At 72.9% G+C, this 18,506-nt stretch carries 19 protein-coding genes; 13 read left to right on the top strand and 6 right to left on the bottom strand.

Translation table 11 applies throughout. From position 1 onward, the window contains the following. Positions 1-13: 13 nt before the first annotated feature. Entirely contained in the window at positions 14-1,144 is a 1,131-nt protein-coding gene (locus tag SOY78_RS02520) for a histidinol-phosphate transaminase (RefSeq protein ID WP_324701724.1), read from the bottom strand. 56 nt (positions 1,145-1,200) lie between these two features. Then, positions 1,201-1,929: an IclR family transcriptional regulator gene (locus tag SOY78_RS02515; RefSeq protein WP_095347250.1), complete on the bottom strand. Its 729-nt coding sequence runs from the start codon at positions 1,927-1,929 to the stop codon at positions 1,201-1,203. A 199-nt stretch (positions 1,930-2,128) separates the two neighbouring features. Between SOY78_RS02515 and SOY78_RS02510 the strand changes: the two genes are divergently transcribed. Continuing rightward, positions 2,129-4,042, top strand: coding sequence for an FAD-binding monooxygenase (locus SOY78_RS02510; RefSeq protein WP_324701723.1), 1,914 nt, complete (start codon positions 2,129-2,131; stop codon positions 4,040-4,042). A 35-nt stretch (positions 4,043-4,077) separates the two neighbouring features. On the opposite strand, the gene SOY78_RS02505 is transcribed toward SOY78_RS02510, so the two are convergent. Both SOY78_RS02505 and SOY78_RS02500 read right to left on the bottom strand, forming a co-directional pair. After that, positions 4,078-5,577, bottom strand: a complete 1,500-nt coding sequence (locus tag SOY78_RS02505; protein ID WP_324701722.1) for a hypothetical protein — start codon at positions 5,575-5,577, stop codon at positions 4,078-4,080. A 29-nt stretch (positions 5,578-5,606) separates the two neighbouring features. Continuing rightward, positions 5,607-6,044 (bottom strand): hypothetical protein, encoded by a 438-nt coding sequence (locus SOY78_RS02500; RefSeq protein ID WP_141843030.1) that lies wholly within the window; start codon positions 6,042-6,044, stop codon positions 5,607-5,609. 259 nt (positions 6,045-6,303) lie between these two features. Here SOY78_RS02500 and paaA point away from each other — a divergent pair, with 259 nt between their 5' ends. The 12 genes from paaA (at position 6,304) to SOY78_RS02440 (ending at position 16,722) form a co-directional block, all read left to right on the top strand. Next, positions 6,304-7,311 (top strand): 1,2-phenylacetyl-CoA epoxidase subunit PaaA, encoded by a 1,008-nt coding sequence (gene paaA, locus SOY78_RS02495; RefSeq protein ID WP_324701721.1) that lies wholly within the window; start codon positions 6,304-6,306, stop codon positions 7,309-7,311. A 3-nt stretch (positions 7,312-7,314) separates the two neighbouring features. Then, positions 7,315-7,617, top strand: coding sequence for a 1,2-phenylacetyl-CoA epoxidase subunit PaaB (gene paaB, locus SOY78_RS02490; protein ID WP_020624884.1), 303 nt, complete (start codon positions 7,315-7,317; stop codon positions 7,615-7,617). Then, positions 7,614-8,447 carry a 1,2-phenylacetyl-CoA epoxidase subunit PaaC gene (gene paaC, locus SOY78_RS02485; protein ID WP_134377425.1) on the top strand — a complete coding sequence of 278 codons (834 nt, stop codon included), beginning with the start codon at positions 7,614-7,616 and terminating at the stop codon, positions 8,445-8,447. The genes paaB and paaC overlap by 4 nt, the downstream gene beginning before the upstream one ends. Then, the gene (gene paaD, locus SOY78_RS02480) at positions 8,444-8,953 is read left to right on the top strand and encodes a 1,2-phenylacetyl-CoA epoxidase subunit PaaD (RefSeq protein WP_036316651.1); all 510 of its coding nucleotides are present in this window, start codon (positions 8,444-8,446) and stop codon (positions 8,951-8,953) included. The genes paaC and paaD overlap by 4 nt, the downstream gene beginning before the upstream one ends. Beyond that, the gene (gene paaE / locus SOY78_RS02475) at positions 8,953-10,122 is read left to right on the top strand and encodes a 1,2-phenylacetyl-CoA epoxidase subunit PaaE (protein WP_324701720.1); all 1,170 of its coding nucleotides are present in this window, start codon (positions 8,953-8,955) and stop codon (positions 10,120-10,122) included. The genes paaD and paaE overlap by 1 nt, the downstream gene beginning before the upstream one ends. Before the next feature lie 31 nt (positions 10,123-10,153). Continuing rightward, positions 10,154-10,939 carry an enoyl-CoA hydratase/isomerase family protein gene (locus SOY78_RS02470; protein WP_049146507.1) on the top strand — a complete coding sequence of 262 codons (786 nt, stop codon included), beginning with the start codon at positions 10,154-10,156 and terminating at the stop codon, positions 10,937-10,939. Positions 10,940-11,170: 231 nt separating this feature from the next. Then, positions 11,171-12,529: an MFS transporter gene (locus tag SOY78_RS02465; RefSeq protein ID WP_270618357.1), complete on the top strand. Its 1,359-nt coding sequence runs from the start codon at positions 11,171-11,173 to the stop codon at positions 12,527-12,529. Positions 12,530-12,824: 295 nt separating this feature from the next. Beyond that, complete coding sequence (locus tag SOY78_RS02460) at positions 12,825-14,042, top strand: thiolase family protein (protein ID WP_225348709.1); 1,218 nt, start codon at positions 12,825-12,827, stop codon at positions 14,040-14,042. A 4-nt stretch (positions 14,043-14,046) separates the two neighbouring features. Further along, entirely contained in the window at positions 14,047-14,832 is a 786-nt protein-coding gene (locus SOY78_RS02455) for an enoyl-CoA hydratase/isomerase family protein (protein WP_324701719.1), read from the top strand. 8 nt (positions 14,833-14,840) lie between these two features. After that, a complete protein-coding gene (locus tag SOY78_RS02450; protein WP_036340749.1) occupies positions 14,841-15,728 on the top strand; it encodes a 3-hydroxyacyl-CoA dehydrogenase family protein in 888 nt (295 codons plus the stop codon). A 115-nt stretch (positions 15,729-15,843) separates the two neighbouring features. Continuing rightward, positions 15,844-16,227, top strand: a complete 384-nt coding sequence (locus tag SOY78_RS02445) for an MmcQ/YjbR family DNA-binding protein (RefSeq protein ID WP_036340752.1) — start codon at positions 15,844-15,846, stop codon at positions 16,225-16,227. A 189-nt stretch (positions 16,228-16,416) separates the two neighbouring features. Further along, on the top strand, positions 16,417-16,722 hold the full coding sequence (locus SOY78_RS02440; protein WP_324701718.1) for a hypothetical protein: 306 nt from the start codon (positions 16,417-16,419) through the stop codon (positions 16,720-16,722). Positions 16,723-16,743: 21 nt separating this feature from the next. Here the strand turns inward: SOY78_RS02440 and panD are convergent, their stop codons facing one another. Next, positions 16,744-17,181 (bottom strand): aspartate 1-decarboxylase, encoded by a 438-nt coding sequence (panD, locus tag SOY78_RS02435; RefSeq protein ID WP_036318106.1) that lies wholly within the window; start codon positions 17,179-17,181, stop codon positions 16,744-16,746. A gap of 188 nt (positions 17,182-17,369) precedes the next feature. Next, a complete protein-coding gene (locus SOY78_RS02430; RefSeq protein WP_324701717.1) occupies positions 17,370-18,362 on the bottom strand; it encodes a DUF559 domain-containing protein in 993 nt (330 codons plus the stop codon). Positions 18,363-18,506: the final 144 nt, after the last annotated feature.

The following is an 18,506-nucleotide window of genomic DNA, read 5'->3' as shown; positions in this document are numbered from 1 at the left end:
CACGCCGGCCCGCTCACGTCAGGAAGTCGCGCGCGACCTCGAGGAAGCGGTCGTTGGCCTCCTGCTCGCCGATGCTCACGCGCACGCCCTCGCCCGCGAACGCCCGGACGGACAGGGCCCGGGCCTGGGCGGCCTCGGCGAACGCCTGCGTGCGCTCGCCGAGCGGCAGCCACACGAAGTTGGCCTGCGAGGAGGGCAGGTCCCAGCCGGCCTCGGCCAGGGCGGCGGCGACGCGCTCGCGCTCGTCGACGACGACCTGCACGCGATCGAGGACCTCGTCCAGGTGCTCGAGCGAGGCGATCGCGGCCTCCTCGGCCACCGTGGACACCGCGAACGGGGTGGCCACGGTGCGCAGGGCCTTCGTGATCTCCGGCTGCGAGACCGAGTAGCCCACGCGCAGGTTGGCCAGGCCGTGCGCCTTCGAGAAGGTGCGCAGCACGACGACGTTCGCGTGCTTGCGGTACATCTCCAGGCCCTTGACCGCGTCCTCGTCGCGGACGAACTCCACGTAGGCCTCGTCGATGACCACGAGGATGTGCGCGGGCACGCGCGCCAGGAAGTCCTCGACCTCGGCGGTCGTGAGCACGGGGCCGGTCGGGTTGTTGGGGGTGCAGAGCAGGATCACGCGGGTCCGCTCCGTGATCGCCTCCAGCATGGCCGGCAGGTCGTGGCGGTGGTCCGCCGTGAGCGGCACCTGCACGTCCACGGCACCGGCGGTGCGGACCACGATCGGGTAGGCCTCGAAGGAGCGCCACGCGAAGATCACCTCGTCGCCCTCCCCGGCCTCGCCGTGGCCGGCGAAGGCGGTGATGACCTGGGCCAGGGCGCCGAGGGAGCCGGCGCCGGTCACGACGTCGTCCGCGGGGACGTCCAGGTGCGCGGCGAGGGCCTGGCGCAGGCCGGTGGAGAGGGTGTCCGGGTAGCGGCAGAGGGTGCTGGGCGCGCCCTCCGGGCCGGTCACGACCTGACGCACCCGGTCGATCACGCCGGGCACGGGCGCGTAGGGGTTCTCGTTCGAGGAGAGCTTGTAGGGGTGCAGGCCCGGGACGGCGACCGGCGGCTTTCCGGCGGCGTACGGCGGCAGCATGCCGACCTTCTTGTGGGGCGCGACCACGGCGGGCGTCTGCTGTGCGTCATCAGTCATGGCCACCAGGGTAATGCGGGCCGCGGACGCCGTGAGCGGCACCACGGGACCCGGGCTCAGGCTGCGCCGAAGGCGACGGCGACGGCCCGGGCCGCCTCACCGAGCCGGTCTCCGAGGCGTGCCGGGTCCTCCGGCCGCGTCGCGTAGACCACGGCGAGGGCGGCGGGCAGCTGGCCGGGGACCCGCAGCGGCACGGCGACCGAGGAGACGCCGGTGATGACCTCGTCGGAGCTGACGGCCCAGCCGCGCTCCCGCACGTCGTCGAGCTCGGGCCGCTCAGGCGGGGCCTCGCCGGGCAGCCGCGCCCACTCCTGTCCGGTCAGGGTGGCGGCGATCGCCATCCCCGGCGCACCGACCCCGAGGGGGTGCCGGGTCCCCGGCCGCTGCGTGACGAGGTTGCCGCTGGGCGGCTCGGCCGTGGCCAGGGTGAGGCAGTGGGCCCCGTCCCACACCACCAGGAACGCGGTCATGCCCAGGTCGGTGGAGACGGCCGTCAGGTGCGGCATGGCCGCAGCGCGCAGATCCTGCTCCACCCGGCGGGCGAGGACGGCCAGGCCGGGGGCGGCGTGGACGCGGCCGAGACCGTCGCGGCGCAGCAGGCCATGGGTCTCGAAGGTGCGCAGCATGCGGTAGGCGACCGAGCGATGGACGCCCAGGCCGTCGGCGAGGTCGGCGATGGTGGGCGGCTCGGGCGCCTCCACGACGGTCTCGAGCAGGGTGAGCGCGCGGGAGAGCGTCTGGGAGGGTGCGCCCTCCCGGACCGGGCCGCCGTCGTGCTCCGCCATCTGTGCTCCTCGCCTCGGGTGCCGGACGTGACGCGCCCGGGGCGTGGTCGGCCCGCGCGCCGGTTGTGAACCCGGTCACGTCCGCGTACAGTCTGGCACACATGTGTTCCCAGGGAGAACACCGTGCTCTCTGAGAGAACACACCGTCGGGTGGCACGCTCGCCGCGCAGCGACATCCCCCGCAGCGAAAGGACCCCCCATGCTCTTCCACCACCACGGCTATGTCTCCACGAACCCGCGCGTCCAGGTGGCGGCCGGCATCGGCCTGGACCGCCCCGCCGAGCTGCCGGACGAGATGGACGTGCTGATCGTCGGCTCGGGCCCGGCCGGCATGATCGCCGCCGCCCAGCTCGCGATGTTCCCGGACGTCCACACCCGCATCATCGAGCGCCGCCCCCACCGCCTCGAGATCGGCCAGGCGGACGGCATCCAGGCCCGCTCCGTGGAGACCTTCCAGGCCTTCGGCTTCGCGAGCGAGATCATCGACGAGGCCTTCGACCTGACCTCCATGGCGTTCTGGAACCCGGCCGAGGACGACGCGGACACGATCGTGCGCACCTCGCTGGCCGAGGACGACCCGGAGGGCGTCTCCGAGTTCCCGCACCTGATCGTGAACCAGGCCCGCATCCTGGACTGGTTCGCCGAGTACATGAAGAACTCCCCCACCCGCGCGCGGCCGGACTACGGCTGGGCGTTCGAGGCCCTCGAGGACACGAACAACGGCGAGCACCCCGTGCTCGTGACCCTGCGCCGCACCGTGGACGCCGAGGGCAACGCCCTCGAGGACCCCGCCTCGGGCCCGACCCGCCAGGTGCGCGCCAAGTACGTGGTGGGCGCGGACGGCGCGGGCTCTCGCGTCCGCAAGGCGATCGGCCACACCCTGACCGGCGACGCCGCGAACCACGCGTGGGGCGTCATGGACGCGCTGGCCGACACGGACTTCCCGGACATCCGCACCAAGTGCGCGATCCACTCGTCCAGCGGCTCGATCCTCCTGATCCCCCGCGAGGGCGGCCACCTGTTCCGCATGTACGTGGACCTCGGCGAGGTCCCGGCGGACGACAACCACAAGGTGCGCCAGACCCCGCTCGAGGAGATCATCCGCCGGGCACAGCAGATCCTGCGCCCCTACACGCTGGACGTGAAGGAGGTCGCCTGGCATTCGGTGTACGAGGTGGGCCACCGCCTCACCTCGGGCTTCGACAACCGCGAGCGCGTGGCCCACCCCAACGTGTTCCTGCTCGGCGACGCCTGCCACACCCACTCCGCGAAGGCCGGCCAGGGCATGAACGTGTCCATGCAGGACGGCTGGAACCTCGGCTGGAAGCTGGGCCAGGTGCTCTCCGGGATGGCCCCGGTCGAGCTCGTGCCGACCTACTCGGAGGAGCGCAAGGAGATCGCCAAGAACCTGATCGACTTCGACAAGGAGTGGTCGACGCTCATGGCCAAGCCCACCTCCGAGCTGGGCGACCCGAACGAGGTGGCCGAGTTCTACACGAAGACCGCCGAGTTCCCGGCCGGCTTCATGACGCAGTACCAGCCCTCCCTCCTCACCACGGACGCCACCGGCCAGGCGCTGGCGCAGGGCTACCCCATCGGCAAGCGCTTCAAGTCGGCGCTGGTGGAGCGCTCGTGTGACACCAACGTCAAGCACCTGGGCCACCTGCACCGCGCGGACGGCCGCTGGCGCGTCTACGTGTTCGCCGACGCCGCCTCCCCGCGCGCCGAGGATTCGAAGGTCGCGGCGTGGGCGAAGGCGATCGTGGAGGACCCGCGGTCCTTCCGCAACCGCCACACCCCGTCGGACGGGCCGGAGGACGCCCGCTTCGACATCAAGGTCGTGTACCAGCAGAAGCAGACCGAGTTCGCCCACCCGGACGTGCCGTCGATCTTCCGGCCGACCACCGGCTCCCTCGGGCTGCGCGACCTGAACAACATCTTCGCCACGTGCCGGACCAAGCACGGCGAGGACATCTTCGAGGCCCGCGGCATCAGCCGTGACGGCGCCGTCGTCGTGGTCCGCCCGGACCAGTACGTCTCCGGCGTCTTCGGCCTGGACGAGGTCGACCGCCTGAACGCGTTCTTCGCGGGCGTGCTGCTCGACGCGAACTGAGCGCCCCGGCGGCGGGCGCCCCGCCGCCGGGGCGCTCACCGGGATCCCGGGGGCAGGTGCTCCCGCTCGGGCGGGGTGCGGCGCAGGCGCACCGCCCGGCTCGAGGCCACGGTCCCGGCGGTCAGCCCGGCCAACGCGGCGGAGAGCCCGGCGACCTCCGCCCGGGCCGCAGGCTCGGCGGCCTCGAACTGCCGGATCAGGTCCACCTGGGCGTCGAAGTCGTGGGCGGCGTCCAGGTCGCCCTCGACCGCCAGCGGAGAGGCGGTCCGGAAGCCGCCCCCGGGCGCGTCCCACCCGTGGCCGGCCGGGTGGAAGACCACCTCGGCCCGGCGCGACGAGACGGGGGCGGGCGCCCCGTCCGCGGCGACGGCCAGGTCCCCGTCCGAAGAGAACTCCAGCACCGCGGTCCGTCCGGTCTCCACGGCGTTGCCGGACGGCGCCGCGATCGTCATGACCCCGGCCACGGGGTACGCGGACGTGAAGTCCTCGCGACCGGCCAGGTTGACGGCGTGCACCCCGCCCTGGGAGTAGCCGGCCAGGACGAGCGGGGCGCCGTGCGGGACGCCGGCCGCCTCGAGCGCCGCCCGCACCGCCGGGGCCGTGACCTCGGACTCGGAGCCGAGGGCGTCCAGCAGTCCGCCGGCGTCCCACGGGTCGGTCGACTCGGGATCCGGGATCAGGCCGCCTCGGGTGCCCGGCAGGCCCACCACCCAGGCGCGGCTCCCGTTCTCTCGCACCACCTCCGTGACCGTGAGGTCCCCGTCCCCCTCCGCGCGCGGGATGAGAGAGGCCAGCCCCGTGGCCGAGCCGTCCAGCAGGGCGGGCGCCGTCGGCCGGTCCTGCGGCGCCCCGTGCGGGGTCACCGCGCCCCGGGGCGCCGCGCCGGCGAGGGTCAGGGCGTCCGCCGCCACGGTCCATGCCTCATCCGGGGAGACCCGCAGCGCCTCGGTGAGGTCCGACGCGGCATCCGTCCCCTTCTTCGCCGCGGTGGAGACGGGCCGCTTCAGCACGCGCCTCTGCGCCCTCGTCAGCATCTTCACGTCGATCCGCGCCAGGGCCGCGAGCAGGGGGAACCCGGCGGCCGCGAGCATGGCGGCCACGATGGCCTCGGGCACCGCCTGGACGACGTCCTGCACGAGCCGCTCCGCCTCGCGGGTGGTGAGGCCTTCATGGCCGTCCCGCCAGAGCAGCGCCGGCAGCTCCTCCAGGGAGGCGTCCTCGGCGGCCATGATGCCGGCCGCCGCGCGCTCGGCCTCCTCGTAGCGGGCCGCCGCGGAGAGCAGGTCACGGTGCAGCTCGGCGCACTGCTCCGACAGGCTCCGCACCCGACCGACCGCCTCCGCCAGCCGGTCCTGCAGCAGGGCGGCGGAGGCGAGCCACGTGGCCGACCGGCCCAGCCCGAAGGCGGCCGCGTCGACCTGCCACGAGGCTCCGGCCGCCTCGTCGGCGGCGTGCTCGTGCCGCCCGGCCACCACGCGCATCTCCTCGGCCTCCGCGTAGATCGAGCCCGGTCCGCCGTGCGTGCTGAAGGCCACCGCCCCCGGACCGGCACCCCGCCCGCCGGTCACGCCGCCACCGCCAGCGAGCGCAGGACGGCCAGCGCCGTCTCCTCGGCCGCCCGCTGCCGGGCCTCCGCGTCCCGGCGCGCGTCCTCGGCGTCCCGCTCGGCGGTGGCCCGCAGGGCGAGCCACTCCCCGGCCTCCCGTTCGAGCTCCGCCGCCAGGGTCACCGCGCGGCGCACGGCCTCCCCATAGGCGCCGGCGGCCTCCCCGCGCCATGCCGTGTGCATCGCCGAGCGCACGTCCGTGGCGGCGCTGACCAGCCCGCCCAGCGCCGTGCGCAGCTGGGTCTGGGCCACGGCGAGGTCGGCGAGGGCCTGCTCGGCGGCCTCCCGCTCGCGCCGGGCGGGGTCGGCCCACGCGGCCAGGCGGGCGGCGTCGTCGTCGAGTCCGGCGGCCCGCAGGGCCGTGGCGATCTGCTGAGGTCCGATGAGGGGTGACATGCGGCCACCGTAGGGAGGGCCCGGGTCCGGCGACCGCGGCGAGGGACGATCCGGGGATGGGGGACGCCGTCGGGACGCCTGTGCAGGAGCCAACCCTCCCGCACCGTCCCGGCGGCCGCGTCGCACCCGGGCCCCGCGCGCCCCGGCGTGTTGACCGAGGTCACACCCTGGCCTATCCTGAACGAGCGGTCAGTAATTCGGTGCGCCCCGGTGCGCCCTGACCACGGAACCAGCCCGCACTCAGCGTGAGGTGATCCCCATGACGCAGACCAGCTCCCCCCAGCACCTGGCCTCCGTCCCGTCCCCCGAGGATGCGGCCGGCCAGGAGAACTTCGATCGCCTGATCGCGGAGGACTCACGCATCGAGCCCCGCGACTGGATGCCCGAGGCGTACCGCAAGTCCCTGACCCGCCAGGTCTCCCAGCACGCGCACTCCGAGATCATCGGCATGCAGCCGGAGGCCAACTGGATCACCCGCGCCCCCTCCCTGAAGCGCAAGGCGATCCTGATGGCCAAGGTCCAGGACGAGGCCGGCCACGGCCTGTACCTGTACTCCGCCGCCGAGACCCTCGGCACCCCGCGGGACGAGCTGAACGAGCAGCTGCTCTCCGGCCGCGCGAAGTACTCCTCGATCTTCAACTACCCGGCCCGCACCTGGGCGGACATGGGCGCGATCGGCTGGCTCGTCGACGGCGCCGCGATCTGCAACCAGGTGCCGCTGTGCCGCGCCTCCTACGGCCCGTACGGCCGCGCGATGGTGCGCATCTGCAAGGAGGAGTTGTTCCACCAGCGCCAGGGCTGGGAGATCCTCTACGAGCTCTCGCACGGCACCCCGGAGCAGAAGCAGATGGCCCAGGACGCCGTGGACCGCTTCTACGGCCCGGCCCTGCAGATGTTCGGCCCGCCGGACGAGGACTCCCCCAACTCCCGCCAGTCCATGGCCTGGAAGGTCAAGCGCTTCTCCAACGACGACCTGCGCCAGCGCTTCGTGGACATGATCGTCCCGCAGGCCGAGGCCCTCGGCCTCACCCTGCCGGACCCGGACCTGAAGTGGAACGAGGAGCGCGGCCACTACGACTTCGGCGAGCTGGACTGGGACGAGTTCATGTCCGTGATCAAGGGCGACGGCCCCATGAACACCCAGCGCATGGCCCGCCGCATCCAGGCCCACGAGGAGGGCGCCTGGGTCCGCGAGGCCGCCGCCGCCTACGCCCGCCGCCAGGCCGAGCAGAACGCGCCGGCCGAGACCCACCTGATCGGAGCCTGACCCATGAGCGAGACCACCGCCGCCTCCCACGCCTGGCCCCTGTGGGAGGTCTTCGTCCGCGCCAACCGCGGCCTCTCCCACGTGCACGCCGGCTCGCTGCACGCCCCGGACGCCACCCTGGCGCTGCGCAACGCGCGTGACCTGTACACCCGCCGCAACGAGGGCACCTCCGTGTGGGTCGTCCCGGCCGAGGCCATCGCGGCCTCCGACCCGGACTCCAAGGGCGGCTTCTTCGAGTCCGCGCAGGGCAAGTCCTACCGTCACGCCACCTACTACCAGCAGTCCGAGGGGGTGCCGCACCTGTGAGCTTCGCGACCAACGACTCCGCCACGAAACACTCCGCGGGCGTGGCCATCACCGCGGAGGAGATCGCGGCGGGCGAACAGAAGGCGAGCGACGACGTCGCCCGCTACGCCCTCGCCCTCGGCGACGACGCCCTGATGCTCGGCCAGCGCCTGTCCTGGTGGATCTCGCGCGCCCCGGAGCTCGAGGAGGACATCGCCCTGGGCAACATCGCCCTGGACCTCGTGGGCCACGCCCGCTTCCTCCTCTCCTACGCCGGCACCGCGTGGGGCAAGACCGAGGACGAGCTCGCGTACTTCCGCGACGAGGAGGAGTTCCGCTCCGTCCGCCTCGTGGAGGCCGAGAACGGCGACTTCGCCAAGACCATCGCCCGCCAGCTGTACTACTCGTTCTACTCGTACGAGCTGTACACCCGCCTGCGCGAGTCCACGGACCCCACGCTCGCCGCCATCGCGGACAAGGCCCTCAAGGAGGTCCTGTACCACCAGGACCACGCCGCCCTGTGGCTGCAGCGCCTGGGCCTGGGCACCGAGGAGTCGAAGCGCCGCATGCAGCGCGGCCTGGACGAGCTGTGGCCCTACGTGGCCGAGCTCTTCCACGACGACGACGTCGTCCGCGCCCTCGCCGAGCAGGGCGTCGCCGTGCTGCCGTCCTCGCTGGAGGAGCCCACGATGACCCGCATCCGCGCGGCCATCGAGGAGGCCGGCCTGACCGTCCCGACGACGGGCACCGCCCGCGGCGGCGACCGCTCCGGCGCCATGAGCGAGTACCGCGGGTACATCCTCGCGGAGATGCAGTCCCTGGCGCGCCGTCACCCGGGAGCGACCTGGTGACCACCGCCAGCGAGCTGCGCCCCGCCGATCCCGCCGACGCGCGGGTCTGGGATGCGGCCTCCACCGTGCACGACCCGGAGATCCCCGTGCTGTCCATCGCGGACCTCGGGATCCTCCGGGAGGCACGGGTCGAGGGTGAGAGGGCCGTCGTCGTCATCACGCCCACCTATTCCGGCTGCCCCGCCATGGACACCATCACCACGGACGTCACCCGCGCGCTGGAGCGCGCCGGGTTCCCCGACGCCGAGGTGCGCCTGGTGCTCCAGCCGGCGTGGACCACGGACTGGATGACGGACGAGGGCAGGGCCAAGCTCAACGAGTACGGCATCGCCCCGCCCGTCGCGCGCGCCACGGACGGCCCGATCAGGATCGGCATGGCCGTGAAGTGCCCGCGCTGCCACTCCCTGAACACCCGCGAGATCACCCGCTTCGGCTCCACCTCCTGCAAGGCCCTCTACACCTGCCGGGAGTGCCTCGAGCCCTTCGACTACTTCAAGGTGCACTGATGACCGAGACCACCGACGCCCCCACCACCGGCAAGCGCCGCGCCACGTTCAACACCCTCGAGGTGTCCGAGCTGCGCCGCCTGACCGACAACTCCGTGGAGGTCACCTTCGCGGTGCCCGAGGAGCTCGCCGACGACTACGACTACGTGCCGGGCCAGTACGTAGCCCTGCGCAAGGAGCTCGACGGCGCCGAGGTGCGCCGGTCCTACTCGATCTGCGCCGTCCCGAAGCGCGGCGAGATCCGCGTGGCCGTGAAGAAGGACATCGGCGGCAAGTTCTCCACGTGGGCCAACGAGAGCCTCGAGGTCGGCGAGAGGATCGACGTGATGAACCCGCAGGGCGCGTTCACGTCCCGCACGCACGTCACCTCCCTCAACGACGCCCAGAAGGTGGCGGCGGAGAAGGTCGCGGAGAAGAAGGACACGCACCTGGTGGCGTTCGCGGCCGGCTCGGGCATCACCCCGATCATGGCGATCGCCAAGGCCGTGCTCGCGGCCTCCGAGTCCTCGCGCTTCGACCTGGTCTACGCGAACCGCTCCGCCATGGACGTGATGTTCGCCGAGGAGATCGGCGACCTCAAGGACAAGTACCCGGCCCGGTTCACGGTGCACCACGTGCTCTCCCGCGAGCAGCGCGTGTCCCCGCTGCTCTCCGGTCGCATCGACGAGGACAAGCTCACCACCCTCCTGGACCGCGTGATCGACGTGCAGGGCACCGACGAGTGGTTCCTCTGTGGCCCGTTCGAGCTCGTGCAGCTCACCCGTGAGACGCTCGCCGCCCGCGGTGTGTCCGAGGACGACGTGCGCTTCGAGCTGTTCACCACCGGCCGCCCGGAGAACCCGCAGGGCCACTCCGGCCGTGTGGTGGAGGTGGACCCGAAGGGCGACAACGTGACCATCGAGTTCAACCTCGACGGCCTCACCGCCAAGGTCGAGTCCCCCACGTCTGCCCACGAGACGGTGCTCAACGCGGCGCTGCGCGTCCGCTCGGACGTGCCCTTCGCGTGCGCCGGCGGCGTGTGCGGCACCTGCCGCGCCAAGGTCGTCGAGGGCGCCTACGAGATGGACGAGAACTACGCGCTCGAGAAGGACGAGGTGGAGAAGGGCTACGTGCTCACGTGCCAGACCCGCCCGACCTCCGACTCGATCACGCTGGACTTCGACGCCTGAGCGCCCGCCCACGAGACCGAAGGAGCCCCCGATGATCGAGATCACCGTCGAGAACGGCGTCGCCGAGATCGTGCTGGACGCCCCCCAGAGGATGAACGCCCTGGACGAGGCCGCGCTGGCCGAGCTCCAGGCCGCCTACGAGCGGGCCGCCGCCGGCGTCGAGTCCGGCGAGGTCCGGGCCGTGCTGCTGCGCGGCGAGGGCCGCGGCTTCTGCGCGGGCCGCGACATCTCCGCCGTGGTCCCTGCCGAGGACGACGCCACCGCCTACCTGCGGGACAGGGTCACCCCGGTGCTGCGGGCCATGTCCGAGATCCCGGTGCCCACCTTCGCGGCGGTGCAGGGCGCCTGCCTGGGCGTGGGTCTGGGCCTCGCGATCGCCACGGACGTGGTGTATGTGGCCGAGGACGCGAAGATCGGCTCGCCGTTCGCGAACCTGGGAGCCACCCTGGACTCGGGCGGCCACTGGCTGTTCACCGAGCGCCTGGGCGCGCACCGCACCCTCGACCTGATCTACACGGCCGAGCTCCTCTCGGGCGCCGAGGCCGTCCAGGCCGGGCTGTTCTCCCGGGCCCTGCCCGCGGACGAGCTGCTCGAGTTCACCCGCGCGAAGGTCGCCCAGGTGGCCTCCGGCGCGACCCTCGCGTTCCGCGCGTCGAAGGAGCTCGTGGCCCAGGTCCGCGACCACCGCGTGGGCCTGTGGGAGTCCCTCGACGCGGAGAACATCGCTCAGGGCGAGCTCTGCGGCACCGCCGACTACGCCGAGGGCTTCCAGGCTTTCCAGGAGAAGCGGAAGCCGGAGTTCACCGGCCGCGGCTGAGCCGCCGCACCCCGCCACCGACGACGGCGCCGCACCCTTTGCGTGAAGGGCGCGGCGCCGTCGTCGTCCCGGCGTGGCCGCGTCACATTCCCGTCATCAGGTGGGATCGTGGCGTGAGTCACAGAGGATCGTATACGGTGACGGGTGTCACTTCCCGACCGATCGGTCGGGAACCACACCGTCCCGCCGCCGTCTCACGGTCGGCCGCCGCCCCGCATCCCAGGAGCATCCATGAGCCACACCGTCGCATCCCCCGCGGCGCCCGCCCCCGCGCGCGATCGCCGCGAGGAGCGCAAGGTCATCGCCGGCACCGTCGTCGGCACCACCATCGAGTGGTACGACTTCTTCATCTTCGCCCAGGCCACCGCACTCGTCTTCGCCGCCCTCTTCTTCCAGCCGATGGGCGAGAACGGCTCCCAGATCGCCGCGTGGGCCACCCTCGGCATCTCCTTCCTCATCCGCCCGCTCGGCGCGATCATCGCCGGCCACCTCGGCGACCGCTTCGGCCGCAAGTTCGTCCTGTCCCTCACGCTGATCGGCATGGGCCTGGCCACCACCCTCATCGGCCTGCTGCCCACCTACGCCCAGATCGGGGTGTGGGCGCCGATCCTGCTCGTCGTGCTGCGCCTGCTGCAGGGCCTGTCCGCCGGCGGCGAGTGGGGCGGCGCGGCGCTGCTGTCCGTGGAGCACGCCCCCCACGGCAAGCGCGGCCTGTTCGGCTCCGCCCCGCAGATCGGCGTGCCGCTGGGCATGATCCTGGCCACCGGCGTGCTGTTCATCGTGCGCTCCACCATGTCCGAGGAGCAGTTCCTCACCTGGGGCTGGCGCATCCCGTTCCTGATCTCCGTGGTGCTGATCGTCGTCGGCTACCTGATCCGCAAGGCCGTCGAGGAGTCCCCGGTCTTCAAGGAGATGCAGCAGCTCAAGGTGGACGAGTCCGCCCCGCTGGGCGAGCTCTTCCGGCACCACACCAAGGAGGTCATCCTCGCCGCCGTGATCTTCGCCGCGAACAACGGCGTCGGCTACCTGCTCATCGCGTGGTTCTCGAAGTACGGCGGCCCGAAGGGCCTGGGCATGACCTCCTCCGAGGTGCTCATCGCGAGCCTCATCGGCGGCGTCGGCTGGTTCATCTTCACCCTGCTCGGCGGCTGGATCTCGGACAAGATCGGCCGCAAGCTGACCTTCGTCCTCGGCTACGGCTTCCTGATCGTCTGGGCCTTCCCGCTGTTCGGGCTGCTCAACACGGCGTCTCTGCCGCTGTTCTCGCTGGGCCTGTTCGTCCTGACCCTCGGTCTGGGCCCGTCCTACGGCCCGCAGTCGGCGATGTACGCCGAGATGTTCCCGGCCCGCGTCCGCTTCTCCGGCGTCTCCATCGGCTACGCGCTCGGCACCATCATCGGCGGCGCCTTCGCCCCGCTGATCGCCGACCAGCTCGTGAAGACCGGCTGGGAGAACGTGGCCTGGTACATCATCACGATCTCCGCGGTCTCGCTCATCGCCGTCCTGTTCGTCCCCAAGGGCATCCAGGACCGCGAGCTGCACGACGAGCAGGTCGTGGCCACGCGCTCGAACCCGGTGGTCTCGGCCTGATCCGGCCCGCCTGACGGGCTTCACCCGTCCCCACCCCACGACGACGGCGCGTCCCCCTCCGGGAGGGCGCGCCGTCGTCGTGCGCGGCCGGACCGGCGCCGAGGCCCGCAGACACGCCGCTATCTCGGGGACGAAACGGCGCGTCTGCGGGCCTCAGCGCGGGGTGCGCTGGCCCGTCACACCCGCCCCCGCAGTTGACCCCCGTCACACCGGCCCGGGATACTGAACCTGAACGCGCGGTCGGTAATTCGCCGCGCCCGCGCCCGCCCCGTCGTCGGTCACTCAAGGAGTCTCCATGTCCGCACAGTCCCAGGCCCTGCTCGTCGGCGGTCGCCGCACGCCCGTCGGCAAGTACGGCGGCGCCCTCTCCTCCGTCCGCCCCGACGACCTCGCCGCCCTGACCGTCAAGGCCGTGGTCGAGGACGCCGGCATCGACCCGTCGGTCGTGGACGAGGTCATCCTCGGCAACGCCAACGGCGCCGGCGAGGAGAACCGCAACGTCGCCCGCATGGCCTGGCTGCTGGTCGGCTTCCCGGACACCGTCCCCGGCATCACCGTGAACCGTCTCTGCGCCTCGGGCATGTCCGCGATCGGCATCGCCACCGCGATGGTGCGCTCCGGGATGGCCGACGTCGTCGTGGCCGGCGGCGTGGAGTCGATGTCCCGCGCCCCCTGGGTGATGGAGAAGCCGACGACGGCGTTCGCCAAGCCCGGCGCGGCCTTCGACACCGCAATCGGCTGGCGCTTCGTGAACCCCCGCTTCGCGGACGGCGAGTTCGGGGAGAAGTTCACCTTCTCCATGCCGGAGACCGCCGAGGAGGTCGGCGAGGTGGACGGCATCACCCGCGAGGACGCCGACGCCTTCGCCGCCCGCTCGCACGAGCGCGCGCTGGCCGCCATCGAGGCCGGCCGCTTCGCGGACGAGATCGTGCCCGTCGTCGTCACGGGCCGCAAGGGCGCCGAGACGATCGTGGACACGGACGAGGGCCCCCGCCCCGGCTCCACCCCCGAGGTGCTCGCCGGCCTGCGCCCGATCATCAAGAAGGACGGCGTGGTCACCGCCGGCAACTCCTCCTCCCTCAACGACGGCGCCTCGGCGATCCTCGTCGTCTCCGAGCGGGCCGCGCAGAAGTACGGCCTGACCCCGCGCGCCCGCGTCGTGGAGTCCACCTCGGCGGGCCTGGCCCCCGAGATCATGGGCCTGGGCCCCGTCCCGGCCACCGAGAAGGCCCTCGAGCGCTCCGGCTGGTCCGTGGCGGACCTGGGCGCCGTCGAGCTCAACGAGGCCTTCGCCACCCAGTCCCTGGCCTCGATGCGGCGCCTCGGCCTGGACCCGGAGACCGTCAACGCCGACGGCGGCGCGATCGCCCTGGGCCATCCGCTGGGCTCCTCGGGGTCGCGTCTCGTGGTCACGCTGCTCGGTCGGATGGAACGCGAGGGCGCGGACAGGGGCCTGGCCACGATGTGCGTGGGCGTGGGCCAGGGCTCCGCGATGCTCGTCGAGAGGGTCTGAGCAGATGACCGACTTCAGCCACTTCACGGCACTGCGCGTCGAGGAGCGCGAGGACCGCGTCCACGCGCGCATGGACCGCCCGGGCGTGCGCAACGCGATCGACCAGACCATGGTCGACGAGTTCCACGAGCTCTGCGCCCACCTCGAACGCGAGCCGAAGACCCTGATCATCTCGGGCACGCAGGTGGAGTCGAAGCGCGAACCGGGGACGTTCTCCGGCATCTTCGCCTCCGGCGCGGACATCGGACAGCTGCGCGAGCGCCGCCGCGACGACGCCCTGCGCGGCGTGAACTCGCAGGTCTTCGACCGCATCCACCGGCTGCCCATGCCCGTGATCGCGGCGATCGACGGCTTCGCCCTCGGCGGCGGCGCGGAACTGGCCTACGCAGCCGACTTCCGCATCGCCACCCCGGCGCTGAAGATGGGCCAGCCCGAGACGAGTCTGGGGATCACGGCCGCTGCGGGCGCCCAGTGGCGGCTCAAGGAGCTCGTGGGCGAGCCCGTGGCCCTCGAGCTGCTGCTCGCCGGACGGATCCTGGACGCGCAGGAGGCCCTCGAGCTCAAGCTCGTCACCGAGCTGCACGAGCCGGACGCCCTCCTCGACGCCGCCGACGCCCTCGCCGACCGCATCGCGCAGCAGGACCCGCTGGCGGTGCGGCTGTCCAAGCGCGTCTTCCACCTCCCTCGCGGGGCCCACCCCCACGTGGACGAGATCGCGCAGGCCATCCTGTTCGAGTCCGACGCCAAGTTCGAGCGCATGCAGGCGTTCCTGGACCGCAAGAAGAAGTGAGGACCGACATGACCGACCAGCAGCACACCCCTGATACCGTTCCGTCCTCCGTGCCCGCCGTCGTCGGCGTCCTCGGCGGCGGCCGGATGGGCGGCGGCATCGCCCACGCGTTCCTCGTCTCCGGATCGTCCGAGGTGGTCGTCGTCGAGCGCGACCCGCAGTCGGCCGAGGCGGCCAAGGAACGCATCGAGGCCGACTTGGCCGCCTCCCTCGAGCGCGGCAAGATCGACGGCGACCTGGACGAATGGGCGCAGCGCCTGACCGTCTCCGTGGACCGTGCCGACTTCGCCCGCTGCGACCTCGTGGTCGAGGCCGTGTTCGAGGACATGCAAGTGAAGATCGACGCGCTCACCGACGTCGAGGCCCACCTGCGCGAGGACGCCTGGCTGGCCAGCAACACCTCCTCCCTGTCCATCGGCGAGATCGCCACCCACCTGCAGCGCCCCGAGCGCTTCTGCGGCCTGCACTACTTCAACCCGGTGCCCGCCTCGAAGCTCGTGGAGGTCGTGATCGGCGAGCAGACCGGTGCGGAGCTCCAGGCCCTGTCCACCGAGTGGGTCCGCGGGCTCGGCAAGACCCCCGTCGTCGTCAAGGACGCCCCGGGCTTCGCCTCGTCGCGCCTGGGCGTGGCGATCGCGCTCGAGGCCATCCGCATGGTCGAGGAGGGTGTGGCCTCCCCCGAGGACATCGACGCCGCCATGGTGCTGGGATACAAGTTCCCGGTCGGTCCGCTGGCGCTGACCGACATCGTGGGTCTGGACGTGCGCCTGGGCATCGCGGAGTACCTCGAGTCCCAGCTGGGTGAGCGTTTCGCCCCGCCGCAGCTCATGCGGGACATGGTGGCCCGCGGCGAGCTCGGCCGGAAGTCCGGCAAGGGCTTCTTCGACTACCGCTGAGCCCCCGGGGCGAGCGCTTTCGAACGTGAGATAGGGCCTATCTCCCGTTCGAAAGCGCCCATTCCCCCGATATCACGTTCGAAAGTGCGGGGCCGGCGCGGCTAACGTGACTGGCATGGACGAGCCCACGCTGCTGCGCGTCGCCCGCGACCGCGCCCTCGAGCTGCCGGGCAGCGCCGCGTCGCACCCCTTCGGCCCGGACACCGAGGTCATGAAGGTGCAGGGGAAGCTGTTCGCGGTGTTCATCGACCACGACGGGCGCCGCCTCGTGAACGTCAAGGCCCGCCCGGAGGACGGCGCCCAGCTGCGCGCGGCCCTGCCCGCGGCGATCACGCCCGGCTATCACATGGACAAGCGGCACTGGCTCAGCCTGGCCGCGCACCCGGACCTCGACGAGCAGCTCGTCCGGGACCTCGTCACGGAGTCGTACCTGCTGATCGTCGCGAAGCTCCCCCGCACCCGGCGCCCCGTGGACCCCGAGACCTTCGGCCGGGCCTGATGTCGGCCGACCGCCCCTTCCGCTTCACCCACCGCTGGGCCGTCCCCGCGGACGCCCGGTCCGTGCTGGCCCTGCTCGCCGACCCGGCCGGCTGACCCACGCTGGTGGCCGGCCGTCCCGCGCGTCCGTCGCCTGGGCCCCGACCGCGCCGCCGTCCGGCTGCGCGGGTTCGTGCCGGTGCGTCTGACGATGGAGCGTCTCATCGACGACCGCGCCCGCGGCCTTCTGGTCGCGCACCTGAGCGGGGATCTGACGGGCACCGTGCGGGTCACCGTGCACGACGACGGCGCCCCGGCCGGACACGCGCCGCACTGCGTCGTGACGTGGGAGCAGGAGGTGATGCTGACCTCGCCGTGGATGCGCGCCGTGGCCCGCGTGCCGGGCGCCCGCACCGCGATGGGCCTCAGCCACGCGGCCGCGATGCGCTCCGCGCGTCGGGCGCTCGGGGCGAAGGCCGTGCCGACCGCTGATCCCGCTCGAACAACTCGTCCATGACGGCCCGGCGCCCCGGCCGGCTCAGAGCTCGGCCTGGGCCTCGTTCCATTCGCGGGACAGCGGCGGGCGGGAGAGGCCGTCGAGGAGGCCGTCGGCGGGGTCGACGCCGAGCTCGACGATCCTGTTGTCCGCGTCCACGTGGACGACCTTGGGCTGGAAGTTGCGAGCCTCGTCGTCGTCCATCTGCCCGTAGGCGATGAGGATGACGATGTCCCCCGGATGCACCAGGTGGGCGGCGGCGCCGTTGATGCCGAGCACGCCGGAGCCCCGCTCGCCCGCGATGGTGTAGGTCTCCAGTCGTGCGCCGTTGGTGACGTCCACGATGGACACGAGCTCGCCGGGGAGGATGTCCGCGGCGTCCAGCAGGTCCTGGTCCACGGTCACGGAGCCCACGTAGTGCAGGTCCGCCTGGGTCACGGTGGCCCGGTGGATCTTGGCGTGGAACATGGTGCGCAGCATGCGGCAGGACTCTCCGGATGAGGGGGGGGGTGGGGCGGGTCCGAGGGGACCGGTGCTCGATTCTACGCCGGTCCGGGGACGAGGGGCAGGGGGTCGACGCCGGCCCGAGGCTCCCGCCCCTCTCGCCGAGGCCCGCAGACACGCCGCTACGTCCTGGCCGTAGCGGCGCGTCTGCGGGCCTGGGCGGGTCAGATCCACGACGGCGGCACTCGGCCCGGCGGCGTCCGCGCGGCCACCAGGCCCCGCAGCTGCCGCACGAACAGCTCCCAGTGCCCCGGCCGGAACACGTCGGCGGTCACCCGGATCACCTCCCACCCCTCCGCGCGCAGGGCCGCGTCCCGCTCGCGGTCCTCACGCCACTGCCGGCGATCCGTGCGGTGCTGATCGCCGTCGTACTCGACCGCCACCTTGGACTCCGCCCACACCAGATCCACGCGCAGCAGCTGTCCCGTGGCGAGCCGGATGCACGGGTTCACTGCGGGCTCGGGGACGCCGTCCAGGACGAGCCGCGCCCGCAGTCGGCTCTCCTGCGGCGAGTCGGCCCCGGGGCGGACGAGCTCCAGCGCCTCCCGGGCCGCGCGGATCCCGCGCACCCGTCCGCGTTCCTCGACGGCGGCGCGCAGCTCGGCCACGTCCGTCACCCCGGGAGGCAGCCGACGGCGTCGGGCCTCCGTCGGGGCGGTCCGAACCATGCTGTCCCCGAGCGCGACGAGATGGTCGAGCGGCCCGGCGTGCGCGGCGAGGTCCACGAAGGTCCACCCCGGCGCGGTCACGCGCACCCCGTCCACGATCCGCACCGGTGCGTCGGCGCGGAGGCGGTGTGAGCGGATCCCGGCCCGGCTCGACGCGGTGCCGTGGCCGCGCGGGGTCGCGGTGTGCACGGACCGGTCGGCGGCGAGCGGCCCGGTCAGCCACAGGCCGAGCACCCGGGCGGCCGTGACGTGGCTGAACACGCCCTCGGGGTGCAGATCCTGCAGCGCCCGCAGATGGTCCATGGGGTCCGGTTCGACGCCGCGCAGGCCCCAGAGCCCCCAGCCGAAGGAGACCACGTCCCCGCGCCGCAGCCGGGCCGCGCGCACCCCCGCCTCGCGCGCGGCCGGGGTCGAGAACACGGTCGGAGCGCGGAGGCGGCCGTCCAGTCCGCAGCGCATCGGGGGCAGGGGCGCGGGCGAGCGGGGCATGCGCCGAGCGTGCCCGATCCGGGCGGGCCGCCGTCGTCGTCCGCCGGGATCTGTGGACGACGCCCCGCCGAGGCCCGCAGACACGCCGCTACGTCCTGGCGGTAGCGGCGCGTCTGCGGGCCTCGGCGCCACGGCTTGCGCCGC

Source organism: Micrococcus sp. HOU01, assembly GCF_035609305.1.
Classification (GTDB): Bacteria; Actinomycetota; Actinomycetes; order Actinomycetales; family Micrococcaceae; genus Micrococcus; species Micrococcus luteus.
The sequence above is the reverse complement of the archived record's forward strand: the minus strand, read 5'-3'. Positions and strand labels throughout refer to the sequence as shown.

What these genes read in the sequence shown, in the direction of transcription:
- SOY78_RS02520 (WP_324701724.1), bottom strand. Translation starts at nt 1,144, where the DNA reads ATGACTGATGACGCACAGCAGACGCCCGCCGTGGTCGCGCCCCACAAG.
- SOY78_RS02515 (WP_095347250.1), bottom strand. Translation starts at nt 1,929, where the DNA reads ATGGCGGAGCACGACGGCGGCCCGGTCCGGGAGGGCGCACCCTCCCAG.
- SOY78_RS02510 (WP_324701723.1), top strand. Translation starts at nt 2,129, where the DNA reads ATGCTCTTCCACCACCACGGCTATGTCTCCACGAACCCGCGCGTCCAG.
- SOY78_RS02500 (WP_141843030.1), bottom strand. Translation starts at nt 6,044, where the DNA reads ATGTCACCCCTCATCGGACCTCAGCAGATCGCCACGGCCCTGCGGGCC.
- paaA (WP_324701721.1), top strand. Translation starts at nt 6,304, where the DNA reads ATGACGCAGACCAGCTCCCCCCAGCACCTGGCCTCCGTCCCGTCCCCC.
- paaB (WP_020624884.1), top strand. Translation starts at nt 7,315, where the DNA reads ATGAGCGAGACCACCGCCGCCTCCCACGCCTGGCCCCTGTGGGAGGTC.
- paaE (WP_324701720.1), top strand. Translation starts at nt 8,953, where the DNA reads ATGACCGAGACCACCGACGCCCCCACCACCGGCAAGCGCCGCGCCACG.
- SOY78_RS02470 (WP_049146507.1), top strand. Translation starts at nt 10,154, where the DNA reads ATGATCGAGATCACCGTCGAGAACGGCGTCGCCGAGATCGTGCTGGAC.
- SOY78_RS02465 (WP_270618357.1), top strand. Translation starts at nt 11,171, where the DNA reads ATGAGCCACACCGTCGCATCCCCCGCGGCGCCCGCCCCCGCGCGCGAT.
- SOY78_RS02460 (WP_225348709.1), top strand. Translation starts at nt 12,825, where the DNA reads ATGTCCGCACAGTCCCAGGCCCTGCTCGTCGGCGGTCGCCGCACGCCC.
- SOY78_RS02455 (WP_324701719.1), top strand. Translation starts at nt 14,047, where the DNA reads ATGACCGACTTCAGCCACTTCACGGCACTGCGCGTCGAGGAGCGCGAG.
- SOY78_RS02450 (WP_036340749.1), top strand. Translation starts at nt 14,841, where the DNA reads ATGACCGACCAGCAGCACACCCCTGATACCGTTCCGTCCTCCGTGCCC.
- SOY78_RS02445 (WP_036340752.1), top strand. Translation starts at nt 15,844, where the DNA reads ATGGACGAGCCCACGCTGCTGCGCGTCGCCCGCGACCGCGCCCTCGAG.
- SOY78_RS02440 (WP_324701718.1), top strand. Translation starts at nt 16,417, where the DNA reads ATGGAGCGTCTCATCGACGACCGCGCCCGCGGCCTTCTGGTCGCGCAC.
- panD (WP_036318106.1), bottom strand. Translation starts at nt 17,181, where the DNA reads ATGCTGCGCACCATGTTCCACGCCAAGATCCACCGGGCCACCGTGACC.
- SOY78_RS02430 (WP_324701717.1), bottom strand. Translation starts at nt 18,362, where the DNA reads ATGCCCCGCTCGCCCGCGCCCCTGCCCCCGATGCGCTGCGGACTGGAC.